Origin of the sequence: Bacillus sp. FSL R5-0512 (assembly GCF_038593295.1) — a bacterium.
Classification (GTDB): Bacteria; Bacillota; Bacilli; order Bacillales; family Bacillaceae; genus Bacillus; species Bacillus safensis.
The window spans coordinates 3,443,777-3,458,323 of sequence record NZ_CP151982.1; the positions used below are offsets into that span (position 1 = coordinate 3,443,777).

General features: G+C 44.3%; 14 protein-coding genes. 1 reads left to right on the top strand and 13 read right to left on the bottom strand.

Translation table 11 applies throughout. The features are described from left to right. Positions 1-8: 8 nt before the first annotated feature. The 5 genes from NSQ25_RS17755 to sigY form a co-directional block, all read right to left on the bottom strand. Positions 9-122: a hypothetical protein gene (locus NSQ25_RS17755; RefSeq protein ID WP_223250414.1), complete on the bottom strand. Its 114-nt coding sequence runs from the start codon at positions 120-122 to the stop codon at positions 9-11. An 82-nt stretch (positions 123-204) separates the two neighbouring features. Further along, the gene (gene gdhA, locus NSQ25_RS17760; RefSeq protein WP_326135923.1) at positions 205-1,575 is read right to left on the bottom strand and encodes an NADP-specific glutamate dehydrogenase; all 1,371 of its coding nucleotides are present in this window, start codon (positions 1,573-1,575) and stop codon (positions 205-207) included. Between the two features lie 311 nt (positions 1,576-1,886). Beyond that, complete coding sequence (locus tag NSQ25_RS17765; RefSeq protein ID WP_034281335.1) at positions 1,887-2,099, bottom strand: hypothetical protein; 213 nt, start codon at positions 2,097-2,099, stop codon at positions 1,887-1,889. After that, entirely contained in the window at positions 2,096-2,407 is a 312-nt protein-coding gene (locus NSQ25_RS17770; protein WP_034281336.1) for a YxlC family protein, read from the bottom strand. Before NSQ25_RS17770 ends, NSQ25_RS17765 begins: the two co-directional genes overlap by 4 nt. Beyond that, entirely contained in the window at positions 2,404-2,937 is a 534-nt protein-coding gene (gene sigY, locus NSQ25_RS17775; RefSeq protein WP_041118218.1) for an RNA polymerase sigma factor SigY, read from the bottom strand. Before sigY ends, NSQ25_RS17770 begins: the two co-directional genes overlap by 4 nt. 461 nt (positions 2,938-3,398) lie before the next feature. On the opposite strand from sigY, the gene NSQ25_RS17780 reads away from it, so the two are divergent. Then, positions 3,399-4,436, top strand: coding sequence for a pectate lyase (locus NSQ25_RS17780; protein WP_326135924.1), 1,038 nt, complete (start codon positions 3,399-3,401; stop codon positions 4,434-4,436). A gap of 57 nt (positions 4,437-4,493) precedes the next feature. On the opposite strand, the gene cydC is transcribed toward NSQ25_RS17780, so the two are convergent. The 8 genes from cydC to srtB form a co-directional block, all read right to left on the bottom strand. Continuing rightward, on the bottom strand, positions 4,494-6,227 hold the full coding sequence (cydC, locus tag NSQ25_RS17785) for a thiol reductant ABC exporter subunit CydC (protein ID WP_268436768.1): 1,734 nt from the start codon (positions 6,225-6,227) through the stop codon (positions 4,494-4,496). Continuing rightward, a complete protein-coding gene (gene cydD / locus NSQ25_RS17790; RefSeq protein WP_326135925.1) occupies positions 6,217-7,953 on the bottom strand; it encodes a thiol reductant ABC exporter subunit CydD in 1,737 nt (578 codons plus the stop codon). Before cydD ends, cydC begins: the two co-directional genes overlap by 11 nt. Further along, positions 7,953-8,969, bottom strand: coding sequence for a cytochrome d ubiquinol oxidase subunit II (gene cydB / locus NSQ25_RS17795; RefSeq protein ID WP_041108365.1), 1,017 nt, complete (start codon positions 8,967-8,969; stop codon positions 7,953-7,955). Before cydB ends, cydD begins: the two co-directional genes overlap by 1 nt. Further along, a complete protein-coding gene (locus NSQ25_RS17800; protein WP_076840525.1) occupies positions 8,956-10,371 on the bottom strand; it encodes a cytochrome ubiquinol oxidase subunit I in 1,416 nt (471 codons plus the stop codon). The genes cydB and NSQ25_RS17800 overlap by 14 nt, the downstream gene beginning before the upstream one ends. 320 nt (positions 10,372-10,691) lie before the next feature. After that, a complete protein-coding gene (gene isdG / locus NSQ25_RS17805) occupies positions 10,692-11,807 on the bottom strand; it encodes a heme oxygenase (RefSeq protein WP_326136001.1) in 1,116 nt (371 codons plus the stop codon). 7 nt (positions 11,808-11,814) lie between these two features. Beyond that, a complete protein-coding gene (locus NSQ25_RS17810) occupies positions 11,815-12,828 on the bottom strand; it encodes an iron ABC transporter permease (RefSeq protein WP_061110257.1) in 1,014 nt (337 codons plus the stop codon). Then, complete coding sequence (locus NSQ25_RS17815) at positions 12,825-13,763, bottom strand: ABC transporter substrate-binding protein (protein ID WP_268481218.1); 939 nt, start codon at positions 13,761-13,763, stop codon at positions 12,825-12,827. Before NSQ25_RS17815 ends, NSQ25_RS17810 begins: the two co-directional genes overlap by 4 nt. An 18-nt stretch (positions 13,764-13,781) precedes the next feature. Next, entirely contained in the window at positions 13,782-14,534 is a 753-nt protein-coding gene (gene srtB / locus NSQ25_RS17820) for a class B sortase (RefSeq protein WP_326135926.1), read from the bottom strand. Positions 14,535-14,547: the final 13 nt, after the last annotated feature.

Here is a 14,547-nt window from a genome sequence, read left to right on the forward strand (position 1 = left end):
AAGCCGGATTATCCGGCTGATACGTTACGACGTTTAGATGCTTTTCGCTCTTTATATATTTTTCTCACCACTGGATAAATCACAGGTGCCCATTTGACAATTTGTTTCAGCCATTTTTTCATTTCTCCCGCGCCTCCTTATTGTCATTCTTAAAGGACGATTCCCCATCTTGTCATGAAATAAACAGGTGCGGGAGAGCAGGAGTTAAATCACGCCTTGTGCGATCATGGCATCTGCCACCTTACGAAATCCTGCAATATTTGCTCCAACCATGATGTTTCCTGAGTGTCCATATTCGTCTGCTGTCTCTGTACACTGACGATAAATAGACTGCATCATTTGTTTCAGCTGAGCATCTACTTCTTCAAATGTCCAAGATATTCTTGCACTGTTTTGTGCCATTTCCAATGCTGATACACCTACTCCGCCAGCATTCGCCGCTTTTGCCGGCGCAAACAAAATACGATTCTCTTCAAATACTTTGACCGCCTTAAGAGTGGATGGCATATTGGCTCCTTCTCCTACAGCGATGACACCATTTGCCACAAGCTGCTGTGCATGCGCCTCTGATATTTCATTTTGTGTTGCACATGGCAGCGCAATATCACAAGGAACGGACCAAATTTGTTCGCAATCTTCAATTAATTCAGCATGTGGGTGAATGTCTATGTATGCCCCAATCCGCTGATTCTCGACTTCCTTGAGCTGTTTGATCGTCTCAAGTGTAATCCCTTGAGGATCATAAATCGCTCCGCTTGAATCACTGCAAGCCACAACCTTACCGCCTAATTCGATTACCTTTTCCATTGCATAGATAGACACATTTCCTGAGCCCGACACAACAACAGAACGTCCTTCAAATTGGAGCCCATGTGCTTTCAGCATTTCCTCCATGAAGTACACCAGTCCGTAGCCTGTCGCCTCTTTTCTCGCTAAGCTGCCTCCGAATCCAGGGCTTTTCCCCGTGAGTACACCTGCTTCATAAGCACCGCGCATTTTCTTGTACTGTCCGAACATATAGCCAATTTCGCGTGCTCCTACACCAATATCACCTGCTGGCACATCTTGATCAGGTCCAATATATCGGCCGAGTTCACTCATAAAGCTTTGAACGAAACGCATGATTTCTCCATCAGACTTCCCTTTAGGATCAAAATCCGATCCGCCTTTCCCTCCGCCAATCGGCATACCAGTCAGTGCGTTTTTAAAGATTTGTTCAAACCCTAAAAACTTGATAATGCTTGCATTGACGGTTGGATGGAAACGAATGCCTCCTTTATAAGGACCGATGGCACTATTGAATTGAACCCTAAACCCTCGATTGACTTGTACTTTGCCCTCATCGTCTACCCATGGCACTCGAAATACCACAAGCCGCTCAGGCTCAATGAGCCGTTCTAAAATGCCTTGTTTTTCATACTCTGGATGCTTCGCAAAAACTGGGACGAGTGATTCCAGAATTTCTTTTACGGCTTGCTGGAACTCCTCCTCGCCGGGATTTCGTTTTTCCACCTCTTCTAACACACGGTGGATGTAGCTTTGTGCTGTTTGTGCTGCTCGATCTAAGGTCAACATGTCGCATCTGCCTCCTTGTAGATATCTCCACACATTTAATTGTTAGATTTTCTAACGCATATTGAGATTAATTTAACACCAATTGTAAAATCTGATCAATATTGATAACAGATGAAAATGATGCCGAATTGAGATAGATCAAGCAGCCGCAGCGATTGTTTTTAAAAATAAGCGCTCAAGGAATGACTAATGTGCTAGAAACGAACGAGCGGATATTTCTCGTCCCGTTTTCTTTGACAAATACATGAATCATGATGAATTTCTAGCTGGTTTTCCATTGAAAAAAGGGTCAAAAGTTTGATCGGATGCACTCAATCTTTTCGGGGCTTCCCGCCTCTTTTTCGATCAGGTAACACGACACAGAGCCAATATAAAATAGAAGACGATGGAAAGTTAATGAGACCGACAATGCCCCAAAACCACTTGTAACGCCCTCTTTTCTTTGCATCTATAAATAAAAGAAAGCCCTGTGCAAACAATAACGGCAAGACGCACAATAAGATGATCATTTCCGACTGACTCATACGGAAGACCCTCCTTTGATATGTTGATATTCCTTGTAGCCAACAACAAAGCAGATGGGGACGCTCACTATTTGGAGAAGAATGAAGATGATAGGCAAATGGGTAATGGCAGCTGCAAAGAGTGCTAGAATGGTCAAACTGATCAAAACGTATGCCAGCACTTCTTGTTTAAAACGCCTTTTCTCTTTTTCCTTCGCCTGTTTCAGCATCATCATGACAGCCTGCTCACTTGGCTTTTCCACTTCAATTTGTTCGTCTAGCTGCTGCAGCTCTTCTTTTAAACGTTCGGTCAAACGATCTTCCTTCATAAATCCCACTCCTTTCGAATTTTCTTTAATCCATGATGAACCCTCGATTTCACAGTGCCTTCTCTCATTCCAAGCATTGAAGCCATTTCTGGGTAGGTAAATCCATAATAATAGTGCAGAATAATCGGTGCTCTCTCCTCAGCCTTTAATTCATTTAAAGCATCCCACATGTCATGCCATGTGTTCCCCTTTTGCTGAACGTCCCATTTAAAGCGGCGTATGGCTTCCTGATTTGCTTTTCCTTCTCTCATTTGTTCACGTTTTCTTTTCTTCTGGTGATCTAAAAATTGCCTAGATGCAATCGAAATAAGCCAGGTTGAAAATAAGGCATCTCCTCTAAATGAAGAAAGTTTCATATACGCTTTCAGCATCGTTTCTTGCATGATTTCCTCTGCCAGCTCTTGTTGAAGGGTCAGCTTCAACATATATCGGTAAAGAAATGAATAATGATGCCGATAAAGGGCTGTAAACGCGGCATCATCTCCCTGTTTTGCCCGCTGAATCAATAATGTCTCTTCTGTCTGCTCCAAGCACGCCCCTCCTTCCTTTTCTTCTCTTACTCATAAGACGACACGGATGACAATATCGTTTAAAATGGACCTTATTTTTTAGCATATCTTCTATGATTCTCGTTTCTTATCCAATTTTTTCTTATGTAATGATTATGGCATTCCTTCTTCTCTAACAAAATGATGCGTTTATAATCATCTTGATTTTCTACCAAACGGAGAGCCTCCTCTCCATAATCAAGATGTCATCCTCATACCTATCGACAATGGTCCTTATCTCATGAAGATGAAAATGAAATAATCATTGGCTTAGCTTCCTAGAAAATCATGGAATACGCTGCGCCTATCCTTAGCCGATGATACCTTTTTGCATGCTATGCTCATCCTACATTCCGAAAGAAGCAATGCTTGTGAAGGAAGGAGGAGTGGTTGAATCACAGCTTATTTTGGAAACGTTTTCATTAAAATAAAATAGAATGGAGATGTTGAGTTTGAAAAGAAAAATTCCAATGTTAGCCGGTGTATTAGCTGTTGGTCTCGTCACTTCATTATTTGCACCAAACGGGGAGGCAAAGGCAGCAGCCAAATATCCAGAAAGCCCTTCTATTATGGCCAACTTTAATCAACAAGGCTTCTCCACATTAAATGGCGGCACAACAGGCGGTGAAGGCGGTAAAACCGTCACAGTCAAAACTGGAAATGAACTATTGGCTGCCCTCAAAAATAAAGGAACAAACGAAAAATTAAAAATTGTTGTAGACGGGACCATTACCCCTTCTAATACAGCAGCCAATAAAATCGATGTGAAAGATACAAATAATGTCTCGATCGTCGGTAAAGGGACGAACGGCGAATTGAATGGAATTGGCATTAAAGTATGGCGTGCCAATAACATCATCATCCGCAACTTGAAAATCCACCACAGCAAAATCGGTGACAAGGATGCCATCGGGATCGAAGGCGGTTCTAAAAACATATGGGTCGATCATAATGAATTGTACAACACATTGAATTCCGGGAAGGATGATTACGATGGTTTATTTGATGTAAAAAATGACTCTGACTACATTACCTTCTCGTGGAACTATGTACATGACAGCTGGAAAACAATGCTCATGGGCAGCTCCGATAACGATAACTACAATCGAAAAATTACGTTCCACAACAACCGCTTTGAAAACCTAAACTCTCGTGTACCGTCTATGCGCTTCGGGGAAGGACATGTCTATAACAACTATTATAAAAACATCCTCACAACAGCGATTAACTCACGTATGGGCGCGAAAATGAGAATTGAACACAACGTATTTGAAAACACCACAAATGCCATTGGAAGCTGGGACAGCCGTCAAGTTGGTACATGGCATGTCATCAACAACTCGTATATTAACAGCACAGGCAGTCTGCCAACGTCTTCAACAGGTACGTATAACCCTCCTTATAACTACTCTTTGCTTAACGTGAACAATGTGAAATCAGAAGTGATATCAAATGCAGGTGTTGGTAAAGTAAACCCTTAAACCACAAAACGTTCGGGCAGAGATTTCCTGTCCGAACGTTTTTGTCATTTCATCCATTTATATTGTAGAAAACGGGCGATCCATTTCATACAGCTTTTGATAACGCTTGTTTTCTTTTAGTAACTCCTGATGCTGACCCTGCATCTCAATGCGTCCGTCTTCAATAAACATGATGCGGTCACACGCCTCACAGCCAGTCAGATGATGGGTGATCCAAATAACTGTTTTCCCTTTTAACACACGGAAGATGGTTTCAAGCAATTCACGCTCTGTCCGTGGATCAAGCCCGACGGTGGGTTCATCTAATACAACAACCGGCGTGTCCTGAAGCAAAATTCGAGCTAACGCCATACGCTGTCTTTCTCCACCTGAAAATCGAACCCCTGTCTCCTGAACACCTGTGTGATAACCTTCTGGCAAAGACTCGATGTCATCATGCAGCTGCACTTGTCTAGCTGCTTCTTGTACCTGCTCTTCTGTTGCCTCTGGAGATCCTAAACGAATATTGTTTAAAACAGACGTATCGAATAAATATGGCTGTTGATTCAGCACAGATACATAGGCAGACACCTTCTCTTGAATGCTTTGAACCGGTTTTCCTTGAATGCTGACAGCCCCTTGATTTGGAACAACTGCCCCTTCTAACAATTTCAAAATGGTCGATTTTCCTGCACCGCTTTTTCCTAAAAGCGCGAGTGATTCCCCTTGCTTCAGAGAAAATGACAGGTCTTGAAGGACATATTGATGCGTGTCATACCGAAAGGACACTTGATCAAAACAGACAGCTTCATCTTGAGAAATGGTTGACTGATTCACTGCCTCGCTTTCAGTTTCTCCTTCATATGACTGCTTTTCATAATGATGTAATCTGCTGACAGCATGCTGGTAGACGGGAATATCACCTGCCGCATCTGACAGCGGAAGAAAAGCCTCTGTTAACGGAAACAGCACAAGTACAAAGGCTGCAATCAGTGTGTGTGACATGGATCCTGACTGAACGACGGAGCCGCTCCAATAAACAACAAGCACGACAGCTCCTCCAATCAAGAGCTGTGCCAAAAATTGACGCACGCGGATAAATCGGTGTTTCGCTGCTTCAAGCGCTAACAGCTGCGCTTCTTTTTGTTCATATCCATCCACAAAATCTTTCTGCCTGCCGCTGAACAGCCAGTCACTAACGCCCATGACTGCATCTGTTAAATGGCTGTACAGTTCATTTCTGCCTTTTTTCATTTGAATTTGTCTTGCCCGGTTCACAAGCACTGTGACGTATGGGAAAACGAATACGAGAAGTGCCATATAAAGCAGCATCAGTCCAGCAAAAGGCCATGAGAAAAGGCCAAGTGCTCCAATGGATGCGGCATATAAAAGCAGTGCACCGATGGATGGAAAGATGGTTTTTAAATAGGCATCCTGCAATCTCTCCACATCATCTGACAAGAGTCCAAGCATTTCACCTGTCCCAAGCTTTGTCTGTTTGGCACTTCGTTCAGCCATGTCATAGAGGCGTACACGCATTTTTTCAATCATTGTCAAAATGAGCTGATGACTTGCCAGCCTTTCTGCATAACGGGCAGCAGAGCGCGAAATACCAAAGGTACGTACCGCCACAATTGGAACGTAGACCATGAGTATATTCTCAGGTCTTGTCGCAGCTTTTGAAATGAGAAATCCCGATGTGTACATTAGCATAGAAGCAGAGAATACCGCAATGGCTCCTAAAAATAAAACCAAGGCAAACAGCTTTTGATTCTCCTTGATATAAGGTATAAACCAGCCTTTACTGACCATGTGTGACCGCCCCCATTTGCTCCTGTACCAATTGATAATACACGCCTTTTCTTTGCATTAATGATTCATGTGTCCCCATTTCTGCGACGGTTCCTTGATCCATGACAATGATTTCATCCATGTCCGGCATCCAATGGAGTCTGTGTGTCGCTAAGAACACAAGTCTATGTTCAAACAGTGGAAGCATTGTTTTCTTCAGTTCATACTCTGTTTCAATATCGAGATGCGCCGTTGGTTCATCTAACAGCATAATGGACCGCTGGCCCAGCACAGTTCGAGCAAGCGCAATTCTTTGCGCCTGTCCTCCGCTTAGCTCTCTTCCCTGTTCTCCAATGACTTCGTCCAGCCCATTTGGCAGCTGTGTAACCAGCTGAGATAAGCCAGCTTCATGCACCGCTCTTTCCACTTCTTCCTCTGTTGCATTTGGTTCATAAAAACGAATGTTTTCTCTTAATGTCATGTGAAATAAATAGGGGTGCTGCGGCATATAGACAACTTCCTTTTGCCATTCCTTCATCTGTAAATGACCGAGCGGTTGACCGTTTAGCGTGATTTGACCCGAAGACGGCTCAACAAAACCGCCGAGGACATCGGTTAACGTCGATTTCCCTGAACCACTGGCACCAATGATGCCGATTTTTTTCTTCCCTTTGACAGTGAGATCTACATCCTGAATGGAATAAGGGGCATGTTCGTCATGCTGAACACAAACATCCTGCAGCGTGAGCACGGATTGTTCATCCCACTTATTCAGCTGCACAGATTTTGTCTCCTGGGCGCGGAAGCCTTTTTCTTCTAAAATGACCTGCATGGCTTCATTCGCTTCTTTTCCATTTAACGTCGCATGATAATCATTCCCCACTTCACGTACCGGCAGAAAATACTCCGGCGCCAGCATAAGCGCCGTCAAAGCCGGCAATAACAGAAGCTCTCCTTCAATTAAACGTAAGCCAAGAAAAACAGCGACGGTTGCAATTGATAGCATGGAAAAGAAATCGAGGGCAAACGATGACAGAAAGGCGACCTTCAGTGTACTCATGGTCGCTTTTCGATATCGCTTTGACACCTCCGCAATATGACGGGAGTGTTTTTTGCTGATACCTAAGTAACGCAGCGTCTCAAGGCCCCGGAGAGAGTCAGTAAAATGATTGGATAATTTCTCATACGATCTCCATTGTTTGGCCGCTTTACGCTGAGCAACAAGGCCTAGCAAAATCATAAAAATAATTAAAATTGGCAGCGTCACAATTAAAATGACGGCTGATGTTTCATCTAATGTCCACACATAGATAAGGACCATCGCCGGAATCACTGCCATGTTCACCATTTTCGGCAAAAACAGCTGTAAATACTGACGGTATTGAGCAATTCCTTCCATTGCTAATGTGACAAGCTTTCCTGTCCCTTTTTTCTTTGCGAAGGCAGGCCCTAATCGAAAGAGTTGGTCTAACAGCTGCTTTCTGACGTCTGCTCCAATTCGGGAAGAGTAGGTAAACATGACCTTCTCCCGAATCAAGGTGAGACCGTGCCGCACAACAAAGGCAGCAAGAAACAGCATGACATAAGGCGTTGCCTGCGAGAGGCTTTTCCCGTCAAACAGCGTTGTAATGGCATGTGCCAGCCACTGTGCTTGGAAAATAATACTTGCTCCTTGGATGAGTGACACAATACCTAAGAGGGCAAGAAGCCCTCTCATTCCTTTTAATTGAAGCAAACGTTTATCCATTAGTAGGTCATTGGCTCCTTACCGCTTACACGTTTACGGAAGACGTAATAGCTCCAAATTTGATACCCAAGCACAAAGGGCAGCAAAGAAACAGCAACAATCGTCATGACCGTCAGTGAATAAGATCCAGATGCAGCGTTTTGAATTGTGAGATCAAATGAATGACTGATTGAACTAATCATGACGCGCGGGAACAATGCAGTGAACAGCATGGACACCGTCACCATGATGCCTGCGCCTGTGAATAAGAATGTCCAGCCATCACGTTCTTTTCTCATCAAAACAAGGGCAGCTACATAACAAACCACAATCAGCACAGTTAATGGAATGGTGATGATCGGGCGTACAGTATAAATATCTGTTTCAATGATGGACACACCGACAAATATAACAAGAACAGGGAGGGCAATGAGCAGGACACGCTGGCCCAGTTTTCTTGCACGATCTCTTAAGTCACCCTCTGTACGAAGTGTGACAAAAATCAAGCCATGCAGCAGGCAAAGAACCGTCACAGCTAACCCGCCGATCACTGAGTAAAGATTCACAAAGTCCGTAAATCCAGCGTACATGTTCATGTCTTGATCAATTGGCATCCCGCGTAAAATACTCGTGAATAACACACCGAGCAAAAACGGCGGAAGCAGACTGCCAAAGAAGATCACCCAGTCCCACGCCTTAATCCAAGAGGCTTTCTCAACCTTCCCTCGGAATTCAAAGGCGACTCCGCGCCCAATGAGCGCTAAGAGGAGAACCGCAAACGGAATATAGTATCCGCTGAACATCGTGGCATACCAGTGAGGAAATGCAGCGAAAATAGCACCGCCAGCTGTAATCAGCCAGACCTCATTCGCATCCCAGAAAGGACCAATCGTATTGATTAAAATGCGGCGCTCGTGCGCGTCCTTTCCAAGCAGCTGCATGGACATCCCGACACCAAAATCAAATCCTTCTAAGAAGAAAAATCCAACAAACAATACTGCGACAAGAATAAACCAAATCTCGTTAAGATATGCCATGATATGCGCCTCCATCAAATGGATCTGTAGACAGGTCCGTTTCATCCTTTTGATCTGTATCCTCTTCAGAATGTGCACCTTTTTTAATTTCTCGAATGAATAAGTAGGCAAGCAAAATGGCAAGAATCAGATACATCGCCGTAAAGCTAATGACTGAGAATAACAGCATGCCATACGATACGTTCGGTGAAATCGATTGCGCCGTCGTCATCATACCAAAGACGGTCCACGGCTGACGCCCAATTTCAGTCATGATCCAGCCGGCTGAGTTCGCAATAAACGGAAACGCGATCATCCCTACCATGAAGCGTAAAAACCATTTGTTCGTTTCTAGTTTCTTTCTAAAGCTCAAATATAAGCCAATCATACTAGCAAAAATCATCAGCATTCCAGCACCGACCATGATTCTAAAGCTCCAGAATGTTGTTTTCACTGGCGGAATGTAGTCTCCAGGGCCAAACTTTGCTTCATATTCTTTTTGAAGTGTCAGCATGCCTGGAACATCTCCACTGAACTTCTGATACGCCAAATAACTTAAAGCAAACGGAATATTGATCTCCGCAGAGTTTTCTTTTTTATCTGTGTCAATGTTGGCAAATAGTGTCCAAGCTGCTGGATCTCCACTATCCTTCCAAAGGGCTTCACTTGCTGCCATCTTCATTGGCTGTGATTTCATTAAGTGTTTCGCTTGATCATGTCCAGAAAACGCTACACCTAAGCCAGAAATTAAAGCGAGGACCATCGCAATCTGGAATGATTTTTTGAAAAAGGCGATTTCTTGTTTTTTGATCATTTTATAGGCACTAACTCCTGCAATAAAGAAAGCTCCTGTTGCCAGTGCACCAAATAGAACGTGCGGAAACTCAACCCAAAGCTGCGGGTTCGTCACAAGAGCGCCAAAATCATTCATTTCTGCACGGCCATTTTTAATGGCAAATCCAACTGGCTCCTGCATAAATGAGTTAGCGAGTAAAATCCAAAATGCCGAAAAGATCGTACCAAGGGAAACAAGCCAAATGCACAATAAATGAATCTTCTTCGGCAGACGATCCCAGCCGAATATCCAAAGTCCAATAAATGTAGATTCAAGGAAAAAGGCCAAAAGTGCTTCAATGGCAAGCGGTGCACCAAAGACATCACCGACAAACCTTGAATAATCTGACCAGTTCATCCCAAACTGGAATTCCTGCAGAATCCCTGTTACCACACCTACTGCAAAGTTAAGTAAGAACAGGTGACCCCAAAACTTCGCCATCTTTTTATAGATGTCTTTTTTCTTGACGACATAAAGGGTCTGCATCAATGCGACGATAAACACCAAACCTATTGACATAGGAACAAAAATAAAATGAAATAATGTCGTTGAAGCAAATTGAAATCTTGCTAAAAACAGCTCACTCACAGCCTTACATCCTCCCTTACTTTCACATGCCGAACGATTCATGCTCACCACTTCACAAAATATTCACCATTTGTTCAATGTTTCACAAATAAAAGTCCATTTGAAATGGTTCGCTAGGTGAAATTTTACTCTTGATTTTCATTCGGTTAGTTATTTATACCTGTACTTTACACCCATACGCTTCAAAAATAAAGTAAATTTTACCTAAAAATTGGATGGTATTGTGTCAGTTGTTTGTATACTTTGTCAAAAATATGTGACGGAAAATAAAAAATCGCAAAAAAAAGCGCTGCATGTGGGCCGCAGCGCTGTGTTTCTTTTTAGGCTTTTTTCTGTAAAGCAGGTCTTGTCACTTGGACTTCATAGTACGTAATTTTGTTTTTTAATAGGCCTTCAGGTTTCGCTTTTCCGTGAGCGTGTGCATCTCCAAATGCCTGAGATTTTGTCCAGTTCACAAAGTCTTCTTTTCGATTCCAGCGGGTATGAATGGTCACCTCATCGTAATCAGTTGTCTGCTGCGTGACCCAGACTTCCATGCCTAAAAATCCTTCCATGAATTCTACTTGTCCCTGCTTGTTAAAACGCTTAACAAGGTGGTCTGCACTGCCTTTTTCTACTCTAACCTGGTTGTTTACAATGATCATGTTTGGTTCATCTCCCTTTTGTTGTTGGATCGAAGCGATTGGGATAATGAGCGGATGCTCTCCATCTAGGTGAACCTCTGCCTGAATCCCAAATACCTCTTTGAAAAAGTTTTCTGTTAATACTTCCTTTGGTGTCCCTATTTGGTAAACCTGACCACGCTTCATCGCAATCAGGCGGTCACAATATTTTGCTGCCTGCTGCAGGTCATGAAGTACCATTAAAATGGTGATTCCATGTGTTTCATTCAGCTGTTTGAGCAGCTCTAGTAAATCAAGCTGGTGCGCAATATCTAAGTAAGTGGTAGGCTCATCCAGAATAATCGTCTCTGTCTTCTGAGCCAGTGCCATTGCAATATACGCCTTTTGCCTTTCTCCGCCTGACAATGTATGCAGCATCCTGTTTTCATTCACGCGGCTATTTGTCACATCAAGCGCCCACTCTACCGCTTCCTGATCTGTCTTCGAGCTCTTTTTCCAGATCGAACGATGCGGACTGCGTCCAAGTGCGACCAGCTCACGTACTGTCATCGATGGGATGGCCGTTCTCGTCTGCATCAGAACGGCGATTTCCTGTGCAATCTCCTGTGCTGTCATTTCTTTTTGCGGGATATCGTGAATATAAATCATGCCGCTTTCAATCGTCGTAAGACGTGCGGCCGCTTTAATAAACGTCGACTTCCCTGACCCATTCGGTCCAATAATGCCTGTTACACTTCCTTTAGGCACAGCTGCTGAAATAGAAGACAGCCGAAAGCCTCCTTGACTGAGGCTCACGTCATCCATCGCAATCACATCCAACTTAACCCCTCCCTTTCTTTTTTAATAAATAGAGGAAGAAAGGTGCACCGATACAGGCAAGCAGGATCCCCACAGGCAGTTCAACCGGTGTAAACCATACCCGTGCTGCTGTATCAGCAAAGACCACAAGTACGCCGCCGCCAAGCATTGAGATCGGCAGCAGGTACCGGTAGTCATCTCCAATTAAAAGGCGGATAAAATGAGGGACGACAAGACCGACAAATCCAATTAATCCGCTCACGCTTACAGCTGCACCCGCCAAAAGCGCCGCCAGTGCAATTAAGAAAAATCGGGTTCGCTCGACTCTAAGTCCTAGCAGCTGCGCTGACTCATCACCTAGCAAAAGGAGATTTGCCGGCTTGATCGCAAAAAAACAAAGACACAATCCAGCAATCGCATAAGGTGACACAAAGCTCAGATGATGCCAGCTCCGTCCATTTAATCCTCCTGATAAAAAAGGCAGAACAGCCTGCACACGCTCACTATAAAGCACCATAAATCCATTCATGACTGCACCAAGCAGGGCATTGACTGCCACTCCTGCCAGAATCAATTTCAGTGGTGAAACCCCTTGATCAAACGACAACATATACACAACAAGTGCCGCTAATAAAGCGCCAAGGAAGGCAGCCGCTGGAAGCAGATATGTGAATTGCGGAAACACAATCATGCTGAGTACAGCAGCTAATCCGCCGCCGGCGGTCACTCCGATGATGCCGGGGTCAGCGAGTGGATTTCGGACGACTCCTTGTAAAATGGCCCCTGATGCTGCGAGACAGGCCCCGACGATGAAACCTATGAGAACGCGCGGCAGGCGTAAATCCATGACGATTTTTTCATGGACTGGCTGGCCTGATCCCGTCAAAGCAGCGATTAAATCTGGCAGCGATAATTGAACAGAACCTAAGGCAAGCCCTAAACAAATGCCCACACCTAGCGAAAGAAGCAGTCCCGGTATCAGCCATCTTCGTCTCGACTGTCTTTTTTGAAAATCTAACTCTGCATTCATCTTCATGATGACAATCGCTTCAATCTCTTCTCTAGTTCATCAATCGCCTTTATGACGTCTGCGCCTGGATTCGTCCCGAATAGATCACTAGGCAGAACCTCCACGCGGCCATTCTTGACAGCAGATACATCGTGCCATGCTGCATTCTGTTTCATTTCACTCATAAAACCTGCTTTCACATCTTCAGGATTGCTGTGTGTCATGAGCAGAATGAGATCAGGATCGGCTTCGATCACCTTTTCTGCATTGATTTGGGCGTATTGAGGGAATTTTTCGAGTGCCGGTTCATTCTCAGCGATGTTTGCACCCCCTGCGATATGCAGTAAATCTCCGCTTAAGGATTGAGGAAGCGCCGCCATATATGTGCCGGGTGCACCGTACACAACGAGTGTTTTCACTTTTTTCTCAGGCTGCTTGACCTGCTTTTTCCGCTCATCAATTTGATCATTGAGTGCCTTAGCCTGTTGCTGTTTCCCAAGTAACTCCCCAAATAACGTCATTTGACGCTGGATGTCCTTCACTGAATTGGCGCTTGTCAAAAGAAGCTGTGAACCAATTCCTTCTATTGTAGAGATGTCCTTGCTGTTTAATTGTTCATTTCCAAGCACAACATCAGGCTTTAAGCTTGTGATCAGCTCTACATCAAATTGATGCGTTGTGCCAATCGTTTGTACGGACTTTGCCTTTTGTAAGCTGTCTGGTAACTCGGCAGTTGGCCGGCCGACCACCTCACCGCCTAAAGCATACACAATACTCATGTCCCCAGACGACAAAGCGACGATACGCTGAGGGGATTCATCAAACGACAGCGTTCTTCCGGTAAAATCCTTTATCTTCAGTGCTCCTTGCCCGCTCCCTTTCTCTACAGGTGCTGCCTGACTGCATCCGCCGAGGAGAAGCATCAAGACGAGTCCCGCCAAGATCACATGTGAAAATTTCAACCGCCTGTCTCTCCTTTTCTAGTAAACTTTCTTTAGCTTTGCCTGTACCACGAGACGCCCGTTTTTAGGTGCAAGCACATGATCACAGGTCGATAAGGTGAAGATGAGGTCATCTGTGGACACGTCTGTCTTCGTTTGATAGATTGATTTCTTCCGCACAGCTTGCAAGTAGTGCGCATATTCGCCAAGGTCTTGAAAATCGGTTTGAATATAGTCGAAGTCCACCGTCGTTTCATACACAGCAAAAATCTCCGCTTCATAGCTTTGATACAGCGTATCGTACTGAAATGTCCGGTGCTCTTGGAAGAAATCTTTTTTTAGATAGTTTGTGAGTCCAGCGAACATGGATCCATCCCTCATCCGATGGCCGTACACGACTGTATTTGGGCTTTCATGCAGGACATCATTACGATAATCCATAAAGATACTGCCTGCCCGGGTGTCGTTTTTTAAATAATTGCGAGTTAAGTAGAACGCATTATCGCGAGATTGAACGATCGGATACTGAATCATCGTGTCCTTCATATTGATCCAGCCGACAATGTCCTCATTCACCTTCCGCAGCTCATCAAATGACGAACGGATCTTTCCCGGCTCCCGTTTTTCAGTCATTTCTTCTTGATGTCCATACATCGTTTGGGCCTTTGCAAGCACCTGGCGATTTTGATAATAACCGAAAAGTTCGAAGCCGATGGCTGTACCGCTATAAATAAACACGCCTAAACAAACAATCGTCAGCATCCGCTGCCAGAGCCGTTTTCCTCGTTTCACACTGTCTCACCTG